Annotated in this window: 19 protein-coding genes; 11 read left to right on the top strand and 8 right to left on the bottom strand. The window is 62.9% G+C overall.

Features of this window, described 5'->3' with window-relative positions:
- Nucleotide 1: 1 nt before the first annotated feature.
- Complete coding sequence (locus AN189_RS05820; RefSeq protein WP_253279560.1) at nucleotides 2-688, bottom strand: triacylglycerol lipase; 687 nt, start codon at nucleotides 686-688, stop codon at nucleotides 2-4.
- Between the two features lie 137 nt (nucleotides 689-825).
- Between AN189_RS05820 and AN189_RS05815 the strand changes: the two genes are divergently transcribed.
- Complete coding sequence (locus AN189_RS05815) at nucleotides 826-1,269, top strand: NUDIX hydrolase (protein WP_056033216.1); 444 nt, start codon at nucleotides 826-828, stop codon at nucleotides 1,267-1,269.
- On the opposite strand, the gene AN189_RS05810 is transcribed toward AN189_RS05815, so the two are convergent.
- Both AN189_RS05810 and AN189_RS05805 read right to left on the bottom strand, forming a co-directional pair.
- Nucleotides 1,239-2,084, bottom strand: a complete 846-nt coding sequence (locus AN189_RS05810) for a DMT family transporter (RefSeq protein WP_367379431.1) — start codon at nucleotides 2,082-2,084, stop codon at nucleotides 1,239-1,241. The two genes, AN189_RS05815 and AN189_RS05810, sit on opposite strands and share 31 nt — an antisense overlap.
- Nucleotide 2,085: 1 nt before the next feature.
- On the bottom strand, nucleotides 2,086-3,195 hold the full coding sequence (locus AN189_RS05805) for a serine/threonine protein kinase (RefSeq protein ID WP_056033210.1): 1,110 nt from the start codon (nucleotides 3,193-3,195) through the stop codon (nucleotides 2,086-2,088).
- Between the two features lie 169 nt (nucleotides 3,196-3,364).
- Between AN189_RS05805 and yghX the strand changes: the two genes are divergently transcribed.
- Both yghX and AN189_RS05795 read left to right on the top strand, forming a co-directional pair.
- Nucleotides 3,365-4,252: a YghX family hydrolase gene (gene yghX, locus AN189_RS05800; protein ID WP_056032492.1), complete on the top strand. Its 888-nt coding sequence runs from the start codon at nucleotides 3,365-3,367 to the stop codon at nucleotides 4,250-4,252.
- 144 nt (nucleotides 4,253-4,396) lie between these two features.
- Nucleotides 4,397-5,032: an alternative oxidase gene (locus tag AN189_RS05795; protein ID WP_056033207.1), complete on the top strand. Its 636-nt coding sequence runs from the start codon at nucleotides 4,397-4,399 to the stop codon at nucleotides 5,030-5,032.
- A gap of 235 nt (nucleotides 5,033-5,267) precedes the next feature.
- Here the strand turns inward: AN189_RS05795 and groL are convergent, their stop codons facing one another.
- Nucleotides 5,268-6,920 carry a chaperonin GroEL gene (groL, locus tag AN189_RS05790; protein WP_056033202.1) on the bottom strand — a complete coding sequence of 551 codons (1,653 nt, stop codon included), beginning with the start codon at nucleotides 6,918-6,920 and terminating at the stop codon, nucleotides 5,268-5,270.
- Between the two features lie 53 nt (nucleotides 6,921-6,973).
- Nucleotides 6,974-7,258, bottom strand: coding sequence for a co-chaperone GroES (locus tag AN189_RS05785; RefSeq protein WP_056032489.1), 285 nt, complete (start codon nucleotides 7,256-7,258; stop codon nucleotides 6,974-6,976).
- A 177-nt stretch (nucleotides 7,259-7,435) separates the two neighbouring features.
- Between AN189_RS05785 and AN189_RS05780 the strand changes: the two genes are divergently transcribed.
- Together AN189_RS05780 and AN189_RS05775 are read left to right on the top strand one after the other, a co-directional pair.
- A complete protein-coding gene (locus tag AN189_RS05780; protein ID WP_056032487.1) occupies nucleotides 7,436-8,839 on the top strand; it encodes a hypothetical protein in 1,404 nt (467 codons plus the stop codon).
- 260 nt (nucleotides 8,840-9,099) lie between these two features.
- A complete protein-coding gene (locus AN189_RS05775; RefSeq protein WP_056032484.1) occupies nucleotides 9,100-10,065 on the top strand; it encodes a TraB/GumN family protein in 966 nt (321 codons plus the stop codon).
- Here AN189_RS05775 and AN189_RS05770 read toward each other — a convergent pair.
- On the bottom strand, nucleotides 10,062-10,718 hold the full coding sequence (locus AN189_RS05770) for a DUF2161 domain-containing phosphodiesterase (protein WP_056032481.1): 657 nt from the start codon (nucleotides 10,716-10,718) through the stop codon (nucleotides 10,062-10,064). The two genes, AN189_RS05775 and AN189_RS05770, sit on opposite strands and share 4 nt — an antisense overlap.
- A gap of 72 nt (nucleotides 10,719-10,790) precedes the next feature.
- Here AN189_RS05770 and AN189_RS05765 point away from each other — a divergent pair, with 72 nt between their 5' ends.
- The 6 genes from AN189_RS05765 (at nucleotide 10,791) to AN189_RS05740 (ending at nucleotide 15,693) form a co-directional block, all read left to right on the top strand.
- A complete protein-coding gene (locus tag AN189_RS05765) occupies nucleotides 10,791-11,708 on the top strand; it encodes a manganese-dependent inorganic pyrophosphatase (protein ID WP_056032478.1) in 918 nt (305 codons plus the stop codon).
- Nucleotides 11,709-11,804: 96 nt separating this feature from the next.
- Nucleotides 11,805-12,680 (top strand): TIGR01459 family HAD-type hydrolase, encoded by an 876-nt coding sequence (locus AN189_RS05760; RefSeq protein WP_056032475.1) that lies wholly within the window; start codon nucleotides 11,805-11,807, stop codon nucleotides 12,678-12,680.
- An 85-nt stretch (nucleotides 12,681-12,765) separates the two neighbouring features.
- A complete protein-coding gene (locus tag AN189_RS05755) occupies nucleotides 12,766-13,209 on the top strand; it encodes a MaoC family dehydratase (protein WP_056033198.1) in 444 nt (147 codons plus the stop codon).
- Between the two features lie 36 nt (nucleotides 13,210-13,245).
- Nucleotides 13,246-14,184, top strand: coding sequence for a bifunctional riboflavin kinase/FAD synthetase (locus tag AN189_RS05750; protein ID WP_056032472.1), 939 nt, complete (start codon nucleotides 13,246-13,248; stop codon nucleotides 14,182-14,184).
- Nucleotides 14,177-14,644, top strand: a complete 468-nt coding sequence (locus tag AN189_RS05745; RefSeq protein ID WP_056032468.1) for a YcgN family cysteine cluster protein — start codon at nucleotides 14,177-14,179, stop codon at nucleotides 14,642-14,644. The genes AN189_RS05750 and AN189_RS05745 overlap by 8 nt, the downstream gene beginning before the upstream one ends.
- On the top strand, nucleotides 14,644-15,693 hold the full coding sequence (locus AN189_RS05740; protein WP_056032464.1) for a low specificity L-threonine aldolase: 1,050 nt from the start codon (nucleotides 14,644-14,646) through the stop codon (nucleotides 15,691-15,693). Before AN189_RS05745 ends, AN189_RS05740 begins: the two co-directional genes overlap by 1 nt.
- Here the strand turns inward: AN189_RS05740 and AN189_RS05735 are convergent.
- Complete coding sequence (locus AN189_RS05735) at nucleotides 15,690-16,430, bottom strand: alpha/beta fold hydrolase (RefSeq protein ID WP_056032460.1); 741 nt, start codon at nucleotides 16,428-16,430, stop codon at nucleotides 15,690-15,692. The genes AN189_RS05740 and AN189_RS05735 overlap by 4 nt on opposite strands.
- Nucleotides 16,430-17,029, bottom strand: a complete 600-nt coding sequence (locus AN189_RS05730; protein ID WP_056032457.1) for a 2-hydroxychromene-2-carboxylate isomerase — start codon at nucleotides 17,027-17,029, stop codon at nucleotides 16,430-16,432. Before AN189_RS05730 ends, AN189_RS05735 begins: the two co-directional genes overlap by 1 nt.
- Between the last annotated feature and the right edge of the window lie 27 nt (nucleotides 17,030-17,056).

The raw sequence follows: 17,056 nt of genomic DNA, 5'->3' as shown, positions 1-17,056 counted from the left end.
CCTATTCGTCGCCCAGGATAACCCCTGTCAGGCTGAGCCCACGATCAAATGCGCCTGTTGTCAGAAACGACAGCACCTGCGCCATGACCAGCGGATTGTTCATCATGAAGGTATGAGTCACCGGCAGGGTGATGTGGTCGTTCATGCCGTCCAGCATGGTGGATTCCACACTGACCTTGCCGTCGTCTGGCCCGTCGATCACGTTGGAATAGATCGGGTTCAGGCTGCGTGATCCGGCGATCACACCCAGGTCATAGTCGGCCGCACCCGACAGGCGATTGGGCAGGCTCGTCGCCTCGGTGCCCAGTTGTTCACCGGCGGGACCGTTGATCCATTCAAAGGGCTCCCAATCGCCGAACACATCCACCAGTGCAGATCCGTTGTTCGGCGGTGCCAGCATCACCACGCGGCCAAAATTGGCGGGACGGTTGTTTTCCAGCCATGCCCGCACAAGAATGCCACCCATCGAGTGGGTCACGAAATTCACTCGACGGTCGCCGCATTGCGCCACGTCCTGACCCACGTTTTCGGCAACCAGCTGCTGGATCGTCTCCTCGGTCGAGGGATAGCCGCGGTTGACGACGAAATAGCCCCTGTTTTCAAGGTAGATCTGCATCGGTGTCAGCGATGTTTCAGAGCGGGCCAGACCGTGCAGCAGCACGACGCAATCCTTGTCCGGATCAGCCATCAGGGGACCTCCGCCGCCGCATGCGGCGAGAAATAGTGTTAGTGTCAGGGCGATGCGTTTCATGGCGCTAAGCTAGAGTGTCGCAGGCCCAGCGCAATAGGCTTGCGATCAAAACGGCGGAACGTCACTGTCCGCCCATGTCAAAACCGCCCCGCATTGCCGTTCGCGCCGTCCTCGTGGAAAACGACCGCCTGCTGGTGGTCAATGCCTACAAGGGGCGCGATGATCTGTGGTGCGCTCCCGGTGGCGGGGCCGAGGCGCACGCCAGCCTGCACGACAATCTGCGCCGCGAGATGATCGAGGAAACAGGATTGCGCGTGGACATCGGTCCGGTCTGCCTCGTGAACGAATTCCACGATCCCGAACGGGACATGCATCAGGTCGACATCTATTTTCGCTGCACCGTGGCCGATGCGCAGATCGACCCCGACTGGCAGGATCCAGAGGGAATCGTGACTGACAGGCGTTGGGTGACGCGGGCCGAATTGGCACAACTGCGGGTCAAGCCCGACAGCCTTGCGGCCGTGGCCTTTGACGGGGTGAGTATATTTTATGACCCGCTCGAGCCGCTTTTACGATAGAGCGACAGTGCGATCCCGCCCAGCACCAGCCCCGCTGCGATCACCAGACGCTGCGTCAAAGGCTCGCCCAGCAAGACCACGCCACCGGCAACGGCGATGACCGGCACGCTGAGCTGCGCGATGGCGGCGACCGTTGTCGGCAGCTGCGGCAGCACCCGATACCACAGCGCATAGCCAAGCCCCGAGGTTACGGCGCCGGAGGTGACGGCGGCCAGGATCGCTGGTGCTGTCAGCGTCCCGATCTGCCCGGACACCATCAATGCCAGGATCACCAGCGGCAGGCAAAGCACGAAATTCACCGCACTGGCGGCGACAGGGTCAGCGGCCCCCTGCCCCAATAAGGTATAGCCAGCCCATCCCAGACCAGCCGCGACCATGGCGATTGCCGGCAGCACGGGCACCTGCACCCCGCCTGCGGGCCACAGCAGGACAGCCAGCCCAGCCAGCGCGACCCCGGCACCGACCCAGCGCATCACCGGGACAACGGCCCCCCGCGCGACGGCATAGGCAAACATGCCCAACTGCACGCATCCGAACAGGATCAGCGCGCCCAACCCGGCATCCAGCGCCAGATATGCCCAGGAAAACCCGATCATGTAGACCGCCAGGGTGACGGCGCCGCCCAACCTGGCAGGGCTGACGCGCAACAGATCGCGCCGCGCGCATGCCAGCAGCACAGCAGCCCCCGCCGCCACACGCATGGCCGCGAATGTCATTGGTGCCATGTCATGACCTGCGACGGCCACCCGGTTCAGGATCGAATTCGCGGCAAAGGCCACCATGACCAAGGTCACGAGAGAGATAAGGCGCAACATGCTATTGAACGGGGAAATAGTCTTCGCATTGGCCTTCGCGATATACATCCGCTGTACAGCAATGCAGCCCGCCGCCAAAGGCGTATGCGTCACGCAATGCGACCGGGATGACATTCATTCCCAGTTTGTCCATCTGTTCCATCTGGTAAACCTCCGACGCCTCGACGCAGACGGTCTTGGGGTCCAGCACCAGCACGTTCATCGACAACCATGTGGACGAATAGCACAACGGTGGCGGGCTGTTATGGGCCGGTTGGGCGGCATCCACGATGTCCCATCCGTTGCGTTCGAACATCTGCCGTTGCGCGTCAGGCAACCGCCGTTGCGGGTTGTTCAGGATCAAACCGGGGCGCAACGGGGTAAAGGTCGCGTCGATATGGATCGGATAGGGATCACCGGGAAAGTTCACGGCATGCACGCGGTGGTCGGGGAAATGCCTGCGTAGCCATTCGATCCCCTTGAGGTTGGTCGTGAAACCGTGCTGCACCACCAGATCACGGCCAAAGCGCAGCACGTCGGCGGCGTCGAACAGCGGTTCTTCCTCGGTCGTGACGAAATGTTTCGCCGCGGCCCATTCCAGCCGTTTCGCGTTGCCGATTTTGTCCGACAGGTAATCGGGGTGATAATCGGCGTCGGTCAGGCGCGGCTTGGGCGCGGATTCGTGGCGAAACCGGGGGTCCTCTTCGAAATACCGCTGCATCAGGGGGCGGTAGTTGAGGTATTCGAACCATCGGCAGCGATAGGACATCGTCGCCTCGAGGATTTCTGACCCGACCGTCAGCAGGACATCGCGCGGCGGCATGCAGCCGAATTGGCTGTCGGTATGAAAATCGGGGGTCGTGGCGGGCTGCGCGTGGTCGATGGGCGTGGGGCGATCGACACGGATGCCGCGCCCCTCCAGCAGCGCCGCGAAACCGTCCAGCAATTCATTCGCGCGGTCGATCGTGTCCTGCGGCCGGCGGCCCCATTGGCCGCGCATGTCGCTGTCCTCTGGCACCTTGGCGTCCAGTGCGGGTTCAGCGGGGGGAATATGGCAATCATCCGCGCGCCCCACGATGACGTGGCGCAGGGGGTCCCATTCATTCCAGCTGTTGACGATTGTCTTGGTCATGGTGCCCTCCGCATCTGCGCCCGACCAGTGGTAGGGCGGCCACACCGATCCAGCAAGCACGGGTTTCGACCAAGGCCGATACAGGCGGCCCAGCCCCGCTGTCGCAACCGTGACATGCACACAACCGCGCCTGCGCTATCTGTGGGGCGGTTCAAACGGAGGAACGACCATGAAACGGATGACAGCCAAGGATTTCGACCAAGAGCTACTGGATCTCTACGATTATTATGCGCACGGCAAGATCACCAAGCGCGAGTTTCTGGATCAGGCGGGACGCTACGCGGTGGGCGGCGTGACGGCGCTGTCGCTGCTGGGCATGTTGTCGCCCAATTATGCGATGGCCGAACAGGTATCGTTCAACGACCCCGATATCGTGGCCGACTACATCAGCTATCCCTCGCCCAACGGCACGGGCGATGTGCGCGGGTATCTGGTGCGCCCTGCAAATGCCACGGGGCCTTTGCCGGCCGTGCTGGTCATCCACGAAAACCGCGGCCTGAACCCCTATATCGAGGATGTCGCGCGTCGGCTGGCCAAGGCCGGGTTCATGGCACTGGCCCCGGACGGTCTGACGTCGGTCGGCGGCTATCCCGGCAACGACGCTGACGGACGCGAATTGCAAAGCATGGTCGACGGCACGCAGTTGATGAACGATTTCTTCAATGGGTTTGAACACCTGCTGAATCGCGACGACAGCACGGGCCGCGTCGGTGCTGTCGGGTTCTGTTATGGCGGCGGCGTGGTCAATGCGATTGCCGTGGCCTACCCCGAATTGGCGGCTGGTGTGCCGTTCTACGGGCGCCAGGCCAGCATCGAGGATGTCCCGAAAATCGAGGCACCCCTCTTGTTGCAATACGCCGAACTGGACGAACGCATCAACGAAGGCTGGCCGCCGTTCGAGGCGGCGCTGCAAGCCAACGACAAAACCTACGAGGCGCATATCTATCCCGGTGTGAACCACGGCTTTCACAACGACAGCACCCCCCGTTACGACGCGGCAGCGGCAGAACTGGCCTGGGACCGGACCTTGGCCTGGTTCAACACTTATCTGACCTGATGCGTAGGCGGGCGCATCCCGACTGATGCGCCCGCAACCGACCATGCCGCGTTATGTCGCAGAAATGCCCGCTGCAATTTGCCCGGCGCACCATATCTGTTTGACGCACAGACAGGAGTTAATCCGATGAAACACGACACCGATATGGCATTGAGCGCCGACGCCTACATCACGCAGCACCACGAGCCCGTGGACTGGCGTGACCGGACCGCGCTGCGCGTCGTGAAATTCATGCGTTTCTTTGCCGACAAATTCTTTGCCCAGCGCTATGGCCACCGCGCCGTTGTTCTGGAAACCGTCGCTGCTGTCCCCGGCATGGTGGGCGGCCTGTTGCAGCACCTCAAGGCGCTGCGGCATATCCGCGACGACCAGGGCTGGATCAAGGAGCTGATCGAAGAGGCCGACAACGAGCGCATGCACCTGATGACGTTCATCGAAATCGCGCAACCGTCACGGTTGGAACGGTTTCTGATCGCCGCGGCACAGTTGGTTTTCTACAACCTGTATTTCTTTCTCTACCTGCTGGCCCCGCGCATTGCCCACCGGGTCGTGGGCTACCTCGAGGAAGAGGCCGTCATCAGCTACACGCACTATCTGGAACAGATCGACGCCGGGCATGCCGAAAACGTGCCAGCCCCCCAGATCGCCAAGGACTATTGGAAGCTGGACGATGACGCGCGCCTGCGCGAGGTCGTGATCGTGATCCGCGACGACGAGGCGCGCCACCGGGACGCCAACCACGGGTTTGCCGATCAGATCAAGAACGGCGAACACGTCTAGGCTGGACAGTCAATGGACGGCCCGCCGCCGCATTGCGGGTCAGCCGAACAATCCGAATACGCGAAAGGGCGACCCGCATGGGTCGCCCTCTTTTGACGTTGGCGGTCGGAAATGAGGTGCCGTTTGGCAGATGCCCGCACCGCGGTGCGGAGGCGGGACACGGTCCGTGTTTGCTGCGCAAACACCTGTCGTGCCCCGCCAAACGTGTTCGAGGCGATGCCTCAAACCACGTTTTTTACATCATGCCGCCCATGCCGCCCATTCCGCCCATGCCGCCCATGTCGCCGCCGCCGTTGCCGCCGTCCTTGGACGGACGATCAGCAACCATGGCTTCGGTGGTGATCAGCAGGCCTGCGACCGATGCTGCGTCCTGCAGTGCAGTGCGCACAACCTTGGCCGGGTCGATCACGCCGAACTTGAACATGTCGCCATATTCTTCGGTCTGCGCGTTAAAGCCAAAGTTCTTGTCCGTGCTTTCGCGGATCTTGCCAGCCACGACGGAACCGTCGACGCCAGAGTTTTCCGCGATCTGACGCAGCGGTGCCTCGAGGGCCTTGCGGATGATCGCGATACCGACGTCCTGGTCAGAGTTCGCACCCTTCAGGCCGTCCAGTGCCTTTGCACCCTGGACCAGAGCCACACCGCCACCGACGACAACGCCCTCTTGGACAGCTGCGCGGGTTGCGTTCAGCGCGTCATCGACGCGGTCCTTGCGCTCTTTGACTTCGACTTCGGACATGCCGCCGACGCGGATCACAGCAACACCACCGGCCAGTTTGGCCACGCGCTCTTGCAGTTTCTCACGGTCGTAGTCGGACGTGGTTTCCTCGATCTGGCCGCGGATCTGGTTGACCCGTGCTTCGATCTCGGCCTTGTCGCCGCCGCCATCAACGATGGTGGTGGTGTCCTTGGTGATGGAAACGCGCTTGGCGGTGCCCAGCATGTCCATCGTGACCGATTCCAGCTTCATGCCGAGGTCTTCGGAGATGACCTGACCGCCGGTCAGGATCGCGATGTCCTGCAGCATCGCCTTGCGACGATCACCGAAACCCGGTGCCTTGACGGCAGCGATTTTCAGACCGCCACGCAGCTTGTTGACCACGAGCGTTGCCAGGGCTTCGCCCTCGACGTCCTCGGAGATGATCAGCAGCGGCTTCTGGCTCTGGATCACGGCCTCAAGCAGCGGCACCATCGGCTGCAGCGAGGACAGCTTTTTCTCGTGCAGCAGGATCATGACGTCGTCGAGTTCGGCCGTCATTTTCTCGGTGTTGGTGGTGAAGTAAGGCGACAGGTAGCCACGGTCGAACTGCATACCTTCGACGACATCGGTCTCGGTCTCGAGGCCTTTGTTCTCTTCGACGGTGATGACACCTTCGTTGCCGACCTTTTGCATCGCGTCAGCGATCTGGCGACCGATTTCAGCTTCGCCGTTGGCAGAGATGGTGCCGACCTGTGCGACTTCGTCGCTGTCGGTCACGTCGCGGGCAGCGGCCTTGATGGCCTCGACAACCTTGGAGGTCGCCATGTCGATGCCGCGCTTGAGGTCCATCGGGTTCATGCCGGCAGCAACCGACTTCATGCCTTCGCGGACGATGGCCTGGGCCAGAACCGTGGCGGTGGTGGTGCCGTCACCGGCCTCGTCGTTGGTCCGGGAAGCAACTTCCTTGACCATCTGTGCGCCCATGTTCTCGAACTTGTCTTCCAGCTCGATCTCTTTGGCAACGGACACACCGTCCTTGGTGATGCGGGGGGCGCCGAACGATTTGTCCAGAACCACGTTGCGGCCTTTGGGGCCCAGCGTGACCTTGACGGCGTCTGCAAGGATGTTGACACCCTTGAGCATGCGATTGCGGGCGTCGGTGCCGAATTTGACGTCTTTAGCAGCCATTTTCATGTGCTCCTGATATTTGGTTTCGTTGGAAAAGCGTGCGTCTCAGGCGATCACAGGATGCCGAGGATGTCGCTTTCCTTCATGATCAACAGGTCTTCGCCGTCGATCTTGACTTCGGTGCCGGACCATTTGCCGAACAGAACCTTGTCGCCGGCCTTGACGGCCATCTCGATCAGTTCGCCGTTGTCCTTGCGCGCACCGGTGCCAACGCTGATGATCTCGCCCTCTGCGGGCTTTTCTTTTGCGGCTTCGGGGATGATCAGACCACCTGCGGTTTTGTCGTCGCCTTCGATGCGGCGAACCAGAACGCGGTCATGAAGAGGGGTGAATGCCATCTGAAAGACCTTCCTTCGTTGATGTTTCAATTTCGTTAGCACTCACCCAAGGCGAGTGCTAGCGCGCTGTAGTTAGGGAGGGGACGTGCAGCTGTCAACTGGTTTGCGTGTCGCAAAATCGTTTCACCGGCGGGTTAGCGTCACCGGCGGAATTGATAAATCACAAGGACCACTTTCATGTTTCGCACCCTGATGACAAGCGTGGCAGCCGCAGCCCTCGCAACACCGCTGCTGGCCGCCGGCCACGCCCCCCTGATCGTGTCGACGGACGCGGCAGCCGGCCCCGGCAGCCTGTCCGAGGCATTGGCACAGGCCAGCGCCGCGACCACGCCCGCGACCATCCTGATCACGACAGAGGGCGACATCGCGCTGGACGCGACAGCGACCTATGACGGCGCGGCACCACTGACACTGATCGGTCGCGGGCAGACCCTGACGGCCAACGGCGATTTCACGCTGCTGGCCATCGCGCAGGGTGCAGATGTGACCATCCATGCGCTGAATTTCACCGGGCCGGGTGGATTTGATATCGCAAACCAGTCCACCGGCACGCCGGGCAAGGGGATCTATGTCGGCGTCCCGCAGGATGCGACAGGCACCGTGACACTGACCTTGCAGGACGTCACCGTGCGCGACGTGGCCGGACACGGAATCCACCTGTCGGATTGTTCGCTGGCCGATGCCTGTGGTGCGGGTGCCGGTGGTGGTGGCGATGGATCGGCCGCCAGCATTTCCGTGATGCTGAACGGGGTGACCGTTGAAAACGCAGGCCATGGCAGTTTCGACTCCGATGGCGTGCGGGTCGACGAACGCGGTGATGGGGACATCACGTTTCACGCCAGCGCGTCGCGGTTCATCAGCGTCGGGGCCGACGGGGTCGAACTGGACGAAGGCGACGCAGGCGATGTGCGCGTCACCTCGATCGACAACCATTACGACCTGAACGGAAACTATTGCGATCCTGCCGTGGTGGCCGGGTTCCTGCCCGATCCCGATGAGGGTGAATTCGAACCCGGCGTCCTGGCCGAGGCGGACGCCCCCGGACCGGTCACAGGATCGCCGGATGATCGCTGTATCGAACGCGAGGTCGATCTGCATGATGACGGGTCCGTTGCCGAATACGCTTTTGGCATCGACCTGGACGACGGGTTTGACGTGGACGAGGCCGGTGATGGGTCCATCATCGCGACCCTGACCGGCGGCCAGATCATGAACAACACCGATGAGGGATTGGATTTCGACGAGGCTGGTGCGGGCGACATCACGCTGACGCTGGTGGGGGCCATGGCCGAAGGCAACACCGATGATGCGATCAAGCTGTCCGAAGAAGATGCAGGCGACGTTACCGTGGTGGCCACGGCCATCACCGCGCGCGCCAACGGTGGCAAGGGCATCGTGCTGGAAGAGGCCGACGCGGGCGACCTTGCGCTGACGGGTGTCGACCTGTCCACCGAGGCCAACGACGATGGCGACGATACCGGCCTGGAGCTGGTCCAAGAGGACGAAGGCGCAGGCACCGCAACGCTGATCCGGGCCAACCTGACCGACGGGATGGATCTGGACGGCGTCACCCTGCCCTGACCCCACTTGCCCGCCGCACCCGGTGCGGCGGGCGCACCACGATGCGCGCTGCATGTCCAAGGGCGTGCAGCGCCCCCCCTGCGCTGCTGCCGGTCCCTGCGCCTACCGTGCGCGGCAGGCGACAAACCACTCGGTGCGGATCGGGCGCTGGCCGATCCGGGCGCGGCAACCTATGATCGCGCAAAATCGTCCGGGGCAGGATCACCGGATAGCCCCAGCGAACCGAGGCCAAGATGCGACAGTTGATTTCCCTCACCCTGATGGCCCTTGTCAGCGCGACACAGGTCATTGCGGCCTGTGAAGGCGAGGACGTGCGCACCCGCCTGTCAGCCGCCGAACGGCTGGAAGTGACGACAGCCGCAGCGGCGACACCCTATGGCAGCGGCACGATCTGGACCGCCACGCGCGGCGATGACCGCATCACCATCGCAGGCACGATGCACCTGTTTGATCCCCGACTGGCCCCGATCGCAGCGCAATTGGCCCCCGCCATCAGCGCAGCAGACCTTCTGCTGGTCGAGGCCGGCCCCGAGGAAGAGGCCGCGATGGCAGACGCCATCGCAAGCGACCCGTCGCTGCTGTTCCTGACGGACGGGAATGCGCTGACGGATCTGATGGAGCCAGAAGCCTTTATCGCCTTGTCACGCGCGGTCGAGGCCCGCGGCCTGCCAGCGGCCGCAGCCGCTCAGATGCAACCCTGGTATCTGTCACTCACCCTCGCCATGCCGACCTGTGCGCTGGCGGACTTGCAGCAGGGCCGACAGGGCCTCGATGCGAAGTTGATCGATATCGCTCTGTCAGCAGGTGTCGATGTGCAGGCCGTCGAACCCTGGGACACGATCTTTTCCCTGATGTCTGCCGACCCGATCGATGACCAGATCGACGCGCTGAACCTCGCGTTCATGCCAGAGGACCTCGCGAACGCGATGAACGCAACGATGCTCGACAGTTACTTTTCCGGCGAAATCGCCGAACTGTGGGAACTCAGCCGCGTGGTCTCGCGTCAGGTTCCAGGTCTGTCGGCAGACGAGGCGGATACCCTGTTCGCCGAGATGGAAGACGACCTGCTGACCCGCCGCAATCTGGACTGGATGCCCGTCATCGCCCAAGCCGCAGATGCGCATGACAACATTGTTCTGGCCGTCGGCGCGGGTCACCTGCCGGGCGCGCAGGGCGTGCTGCGCCTGCTGGAAACCGATGGCTGGACGATCACGCCGGGGCTCTAGTCGCCGACGTCACCCCAATCAGCCAGGGCCGTTCGTCCCGATGCAGTCAGGTCATAGACACCGCGCGACACCCGCGTGAACCAGCCATAATGGTTGGCGGCCATGATGGCGGTCGCGTCCGGCACCTTGGCCCAATCCTTGATCCGGGCACCCCCCGACGGGCCATGCACCGCCAGAAACCGCGCGCAGGTGATCGCGTCCTGACGGTAGCCGGTAATCAATCCATGGCGCGTGGCCCCGCCCGCGTTGGGGTCGCCCTGCAGCCGGTCGAATGCCTTTTGCAGGCGCTTGATCTTTTTGGGTGATTTGCGCGGAGTATAGCCGCCGGGGGTGGCGTGGGTCTCAACAAATCCATCACGCAGCCGCACCGACAAGACACCCAGACCCAGACGCCGGGCCAGTTTCACATTCGCGGCGAACGGCTTGGCCTTGCCCCCGGCCGGTACTGCGACATAGACCGTGTCGCTCACGGCCAACCGGTCCATCGCCTGATGAAACAGCGTCAGCGAAAACCCCAGCTTCAATTCGACGACGATGATCTCATCGCCCTTGCGCGCCACCAGGTCAGCGGCCCCGACCTCTCCCTTGACGGTATATCCCTGCGCCGCGAACCAGGCCTTGAGCGGCGGATACAGATCGCTTTCCCGTGCCATTGCACGCCCCCGTGACACCCGCGGCACTCCGACCTATAAGGCCCCAAATCCGCATTCCATGAGGCACATACCATGACCACCCTGATTTTCGGCCACAAGTCCCCTGACACCGATTCGACCGGATCGCCTCTGATCTGGGAATGGTTTCTGAACGACGCCGGTGTCGACGCCAAGGCTGTGCTGCTGGGCACCCCCAACACCGAGGCCGCCTTCGTGATCGACCGTTGGGGATTCGCACAGCCCGAAATCATCGCGGATGTCGACGCAGGCCAGGCCTGCGTCATTGTCGACACGAACAACCCAGCCGAACTGCCCGCCAGCATCAATGACGCGGATATCCGCGGCATTATCGACCACCACCTGCTGGTCGGCGGCCTCAAGACCAAGGGCCCGATCGACATCACGATCCGCCCGCTGGCCTGCACCGCCACCATCATGCACCAGCTGATGGGCGACAAGGCCGCGACAATGCCCGACGGCATCAAGGGGCTGATGCTGTCCTGCATCCTGTCGGACACGCTGCACTTCCGGTCACCGACCACGACGCCGACCGACCGCGCATTGGCCGAACAACTGGCCTCCGACCTCAATATCGACATCGCGGCCTACGCGGACGAAATGTTCTCCGCCAAATCGGACGTCAGCGCGTTTTCGGATGCGGAACTGCTGCGCATGGATTCCAAGGAATACGAAGTCGACGGCACGAAATTCCGCGTCAGCGTTCTGGAAACCACCTCACCCAAGGCCGTGCTCGACCGCAAGGACGCCCTGATGGCCGCCATGCCCGCCGTCGCAGAGCAAGACGGCGTTGATCAGGTCCTGCTCTTTGTTGTGGACATTCTGAACGAAGAAGCCACGATGCTGCTGCCGAACGACCTGACCCGTGACGTTGCGCGCGCCAGCTTTGACGCCAAACCCGAGGGCGACACGGTCGTTCTGCCCGGCGTGATGAGCCGCAAGAAGCAGATCATCCCGAACCTGAAGAAATAAGCGCAGCCTGCGCATCATCTTGCCAGAAATACTCCCGCCGGAGGCACCGATTTTTCGCGAAAAATCGGCCGCCGCATCATGAAGAGGTCCCGCCACATGACACAGATCATCAACAGCTTTCTGGATGTGGCGGGCGATTACGACGCCGCCTTTGTCGACCTGTGGGGCTGCATGCACGACGGAATCAGGGCGCATCCCGCAGCCGTGACGGCAATGCAGAACTACCGCCGCGCGGGCGGGCGGGTCATCCTGGTCACCAACTCGCCCCGTCCCTGGTCGTCGGTGCACAAACAGATCAACGGTATGGGCGTGCCGGACGATGCGTTCGACGCCATCGCGACATCAGGCGATTCGGCCCGGGCGGCCATGTTCAAAGGGGCTGTCGGGTCCAATGTCTGGTTCATCGGAGAGGACCACGACGCCGCATTCTTCAATCCGATGGATATCCTGGATGATCCGGTGACCATCAACCGCGTCCCGCTGGACGAGGCGGATGGGATCGTCTGTTGCGGCCCGTTCGACCCGATGGCCCATCCCGACACCTACCGTCCGCAATTCCTCGCCGCCAAGCAGCGCAGTCTGAAATTGCTCTGTGCCAACCCTGATATCGTGGTCGATCGCGGCGAGACACGCGAATGGTGCGCGGGCGCGCTGGCGCAGCTCTATACGGAAATGGGCGGCGAAAGCCTGTATTTCGGCAAGCCGCATCCCCCGATCTACGATCTGGCACGCCGCAGGCTGGCACAGATCGACCCCGAGGCGGACAGATCGCGGATCATCTGCATCGGCGACGGTATCCGGACCGACGTTCTGGGCGGCCAGCAAGAAGATCTGGACACGCTGTTCATCACGGGCGGTCTGGCCGCGGCAGAAACGCTGACTGAAAACGCGGGCCCCGATGCAGAGGCACTTTCGCGCTACCTTGACGCCGAAATGGTTTCGCCAACATTCTCGATCGGCCACCTGCGCTAGGCCAAAGTGCCCATTGAGCCTTGACGCAACAAAGTTTCGTGGTAGTTACACGGCATAGATTTTTGTTGCGTGATGGATGATGGATATGCTGGACAACATGCCCCGTGGGACAATCGTCATCGAGGATATCGAAGTCGGCATGGTCAGGTCCCTGCGCAAGGTCGTGACCGACGCGGACATCGAGATGTTCGCGCAGGTCACAACTGACCATAACCCGGTGCATCTGGACGACGATTATGCGCAGGACACGATCTTTGCCGGGCGTATCGCGCATGGGATGCTGACGGCGGGGCTGATTTCCGCCGTGATCGGCGAACAGCTGCCGGGACATGGCACCGTCTACATGGGGCAGACGCTAAAATTCCTGGCCCCCGTGCGCCCGGGCGACATGGTGCTGGCCGAGGTCGAGGTGACGGCCATCGACTACGCCCGGCGGCGCGTGACCATGGAGACGCGCTGTCTGGTGGATGGTCAAAAGGTCCTGACCGGCGAGGCGACGGTTTTGGCCCCCTCGGGCAAGTTCGACTAACTTGCGCTGACCCCGCGCGCGCGATACGCCTCGCACATGCGCATCATCAGAGACACTCTTTTTATCGATCCGGCCGACCGCGGGGCTGCTGCGGCTGTCGGAAACTTTGACGGTGTCCATCTGGGGCATCGCGCGGTGATCGACATTGCACGCGCTGCCGCACAGGCGGCTGGTGCCCCGCTGGGCGTGATGACCTTTGAGCCGCATCCGCGTCAGCTGTTTGCGCGTGACGCGGCACCGTTTCGGCTGATGAACGCCGCTGCCCGCGCCGAGGCGCTGGGCAAACTGGGCGTGGAAAAACTGTATGAGGTGCCGTTCAACCCGGCGCTTGTCGCACTGACACCCAGAGAATTCGCCGGGCGGATCATTCACGACCGGCTGGGTCTGGCCCATGTGGTCGTGGGACAGGATTTCTGTTTCGGCAAGGACAGGGCAGGTACGGCGCAGGACCTTGCTGCCTTTGGCACAGAAATGGGGTTCGGCGTGACAGTCGTGCCGATGGTCAAGAACGACGACGGGCGCATCAGCTCGACCGCGATCCGTGCGGCGCTGACCGATGGGCGCCCGCGCGATGCAGCGGCCATGCTGGGCCACCGCCACCGCATCGTGGGCGAGGTCATTCGCGGCGACCAGCGCGGGCGCGATCTGGGATACCCCACCGCCAACATGAGCATCGCCGGACTGCATCCGCCAAAATTCGGCGTTTATGCCGTGGTTGTCGATGTGCACGACGGGCCACATGCCGGCAGCTATCACGGTGCAGCCTCGATCGGGGTGCGACCGATGTTCGGTGAAAATCTGCCGAATTGCGAAACGTTCCTGTTTGATTTCAAGGGCGACCTTTACGGTGCCGAAATCTCGGTCGGGCTGGTGGAATACCTGCGCGGCGAAGAAAAGTTCGACAGCCTTGATGCGCTGATCACCCAGATGGACGCCGATTGCGCCCGTGCGCGGGACATCCTGACCAATGGCTGAAATCACGCGCACCGGCCTGCGGCCGCGGTTCTGGGAAAACGTGCCCATGGCCAAGATGACCCGCCCCGAGTGGGAGGCCCTGTGCGACGGCTGCGGCAAATGCTGCCTGAATAAGCTGGAGGACGAGGACACCGGCGAGGTCGCGCTGACCCGTGTCGCCTGCCGGCTGCTGGATAACGAAAGCTGTTTGTGCAGCCAGTATCCCGTCCGCCACCAGTTCGTGCCGGAATGCATCGTGCTGACCCCGAAAACCATCGCGGACAACATGTACTGGTTGCCACAGACCTGCGCCTACCGGTTGCTGACCGAAGGCCGCAAACTGTATGACTGGCACCCGCTGATCAGCGGCGATGCAGACAGTCCGCATACCGCTGGCGTCACCCTGCTCGGCGAGACCCTGTCCGAGTGGGACGTCGCCGACGAGGACTGGGAAGACCACATCATCGAGGAGCCAACCTGATGTTCTTTGCCTCTGACAATGGCGGGCCTGCCCACCCCAATGTCATGCGTGCCCTGATGCGCGCCAATGACGGCTATGCCAGCGCCTATGGTGCCGACCCGATCATGGAAGAGGTCCGCGCCCAGATCCGTGAGATTTTCGAGGCCCCGCAGGCAGCGGTCTATCTGGTGGCAACCGGCACCGCGGCAAATGCGCTGACACTCGGCGCGCTGTGCAATCCCTGGCAGACGGTGTTCTGCACCCCGATGGCCCATATCCAAGAGGATGAATGCAACGCCCCCGAATTTTTCACCGGAGGTGCCAAGCTGACGCTGGTGGACTCTGTCGCGGCCAAGATGACGCCCGACACCCTGCGCCGCGCGATCATGGCCGAGGAAACGCGCGGGGTGCACGGCCCGCAACGCGGCCCTGTCAGCATCACGCAAGCCACCGAAAAAGGGACGGTGCACAGTTGCGCCGAAATCGCGGCGCTGTCGGCGGTTGCGCATGAATACGGGCTAAAGGTGCATCTGGATGGTGCACGGTTTGCCAATGCCCTGGTGGCGCTGGATTGCACCCCGGCCGAAATGACGTGGAAGGCCGGCGTTGATGCCGTGTGTTTCGGCGGCACCAAAAACGGTCTGCTGGGCGTGGAGGCCTGCGTATTCTTTGACCCCGCCGACGCGGCAACATTCGAGCTGCGGCGCAAGCGGGGCGCACACCTGTTTTCCAAGCACCGTTACCTGTCGGCTCAGATGCAGGCCTATCTGTCGGGCGATCTGTGGCTGGACATGGCGCGCAGCGCAAATGCCCGTGGTCAGCGGCTGCTACGCGGTTTGCAGCAGATGCCGCACGTGCAGGTCCTGTATGATCCGCCTGCGAACCTGCTTTTCTTTGACGCGCCGCGTACGGTTCACGCCAGGGCGCTGAATGGCGGAGCGCTTTATTACGTCATGGGCGGAGATCCTCATGTCGGTGACCCCGACGAGATGCTGACCGGACGACTGGTGGCGGACTGGTCTGGCGATGATCAGGCAGTGGACGACCTGCTCGACCTGCTCCGCGCCTAGAGCAATGCCGCCACTGCCTTTGGGTGGGTCAGCGGCGCCATGTGCCCGGCACCGACGATGATGTGGGACTGGGTCTGCGGGATCATGCGCGCAATGGCGTCATGGATTTCGGCCACGATCGGCTGACAGGTTTCACCCCGGATCAAGGTGACAGGCACCCGTACCTGCGGCAAACGCGCGGCGACGTCGTGAATGTCGTCCTCGATGGCAGGGGCCGCTGCCAGCACAAGCGGCATTCCGGCGGCCATTGCCCGTCTGGCTTGCGGTTTCAGCGCGCCCCAGCCCCCCATGCCATAGGCTGCGTGAAACTTGCGCGCGGCAGCATCAGGATCACCGGAGGAAAGCGCGGACATGATCGCGCGGAACGTGGCACGGTGGGCGTGCATCGCATCGGTCCCGGCAGCCAGCGCAAAGAACACAGGTTCGATCAGGGTCAGGCGCGTGACGAGGTCCGGCCTTTCGACGGCCAGACGCAAGGCGATGGTGCCGCCAAAGGAATGTCCGATCACATGCATGGGCCGTGTGACCAGCGGCAAGATCGCATTCAGATTGGCGGTCTGATAGTCGCCCTGCCCGTCCCAATCGGGGCTTTGGCCGTGGCCGAGCAGGTCGGGCAGGACCGCGCGCAACCCCGCGGCCTGCGCCAGCGGCAACAGCGCCTCGTGCCGGGCCAAGGAGCAATGCAACATCAGCGTATCGGGCGATTGTCCGGTCCAGCCGGTATGGAGCGCCACCATCAGATGCGACCTGCGAGGTGCGCCTCCAGGTCAGTCAGACGGTCCTCGCCCCAGAAACGCGCGTCGCCGTCGGTGATAAAGAACGGTGCGCCGAAAACGCCCAGGCGCACGGCCTCTTCGGTATTGCGGTGATAGGTTTCTGCCCCGGCCAGCAAGCCGCTGTCCGCAAGGCCGGCGGGGAAACCGGCGGCAGTCAGGCAATCACGGATGACATCGTCGGAGGCAATGTCGCGGTCTTCAGCCCAGCAGGCGCGGGTGATGCTTGCCACGAGTGCGGCCATATCGCCGGAGCCATCCGCCTGCGCGGCAATGATCGCATAGGATGACGGCGCAGGATTTGTCGGAAAGAACGCTGGTTTTTCCTTCATCGGGAGGCCGGTCATCATGGCGCGCCGCCGCATGTCCTGCAGTCGATAGGCCTGCCTGTTGGGGTGGCGTTCCGCAGGCGGCTGGCCGCCCGTGCGTGAAAAGACAGTCATCAGGTCCATCGGTCTGTATGTCAGCGTCGCGCCATGCGCGGTGGCAATTTCGGCAGGGCGCACACCACACAAGTAGGTGTAGGGGCTGATCGTTGCGAAATAGTAGTCGACATGGGCCATTGCGCCGTCTCCGGGTGCGGGGGATGT

Origin of the sequence: Loktanella sp. 3ANDIMAR09 (assembly GCF_001420005.1) — a bacterium.
Classification (GTDB): domain Bacteria; phylum Pseudomonadota; class Alphaproteobacteria; order Rhodobacterales; family Rhodobacteraceae; genus Loktanella.
The sequence above is the reverse complement of the archived record's forward strand: the minus strand, read 5'-3'. Positions and strand labels throughout refer to the sequence as shown.

Coding starts and splice junctions, on each gene's coding strand:
- AN189_RS05820 (WP_253279560.1), bottom strand. CDS start 688: ATGGCTGATCCGGACAAGGATTGCGTCGTGCTGCTGCACGGTCTGGCC.
- AN189_RS05815 (WP_056033216.1), top strand. CDS start 826: ATGTCAAAACCGCCCCGCATTGCCGTTCGCGCCGTCCTCGTGGAAAAC.
- AN189_RS05810 (WP_367379431.1), bottom strand. CDS start 2,084: ATGTTGCGCCTTATCTCTCTCGTGACCTTGGTCATGGTGGCCTTTGCC.
- AN189_RS05805 (WP_056033210.1), bottom strand. CDS start 3,195: ATGACCAAGACAATCGTCAACAGCTGGAATGAATGGGACCCCCTGCGC.
- yghX (WP_056032492.1), top strand. CDS start 3,365: ATGAAACGGATGACAGCCAAGGATTTCGACCAAGAGCTACTGGATCTC.
- AN189_RS05795 (WP_056033207.1), top strand. CDS start 4,397: ATGGCATTGAGCGCCGACGCCTACATCACGCAGCACCACGAGCCCGTG.
- groL (WP_056033202.1), bottom strand. CDS start 6,920: ATGGCTGCTAAAGACGTCAAATTCGGCACCGACGCCCGCAATCGCATG.
- AN189_RS05785 (WP_056032489.1), bottom strand. CDS start 7,258: ATGGCATTCACCCCTCTTCATGACCGCGTTCTGGTTCGCCGCATCGAA.
- AN189_RS05780 (WP_056032487.1), top strand. CDS start 7,436: ATGTTTCGCACCCTGATGACAAGCGTGGCAGCCGCAGCCCTCGCAACA.
- AN189_RS05775 (WP_056032484.1), top strand. CDS start 9,100: ATGGCCCTTGTCAGCGCGACACAGGTCATTGCGGCCTGTGAAGGCGAG.
- AN189_RS05770 (WP_056032481.1), bottom strand. CDS start 10,718: ATGGCACGGGAAAGCGATCTGTATCCGCCGCTCAAGGCCTGGTTCGCG.
- AN189_RS05765 (WP_056032478.1), top strand. CDS start 10,791: ATGACCACCCTGATTTTCGGCCACAAGTCCCCTGACACCGATTCGACC.
- AN189_RS05760 (WP_056032475.1), top strand. CDS start 11,805: ATGACACAGATCATCAACAGCTTTCTGGATGTGGCGGGCGATTACGAC.
- AN189_RS05755 (WP_056033198.1), top strand. CDS start 12,766: ATGCTGGACAACATGCCCCGTGGGACAATCGTCATCGAGGATATCGAA.
- AN189_RS05750 (WP_056032472.1), top strand. CDS start 13,246: ATGCGCATCATCAGAGACACTCTTTTTATCGATCCGGCCGACCGCGGG.
- AN189_RS05745 (WP_056032468.1), top strand. CDS start 14,177: ATGGCTGAAATCACGCGCACCGGCCTGCGGCCGCGGTTCTGGGAAAAC.
- AN189_RS05740 (WP_056032464.1), top strand. CDS start 14,644: ATGTTCTTTGCCTCTGACAATGGCGGGCCTGCCCACCCCAATGTCATG.
- AN189_RS05735 (WP_056032460.1), bottom strand. CDS start 16,430: ATGGTGGCGCTCCATACCGGCTGGACCGGACAATCGCCCGATACGCTG.
- AN189_RS05730 (WP_056032457.1), bottom strand. CDS start 17,029: ATGGCCCATGTCGACTACTATTTCGCAACGATCAGCCCCTACACCTAC.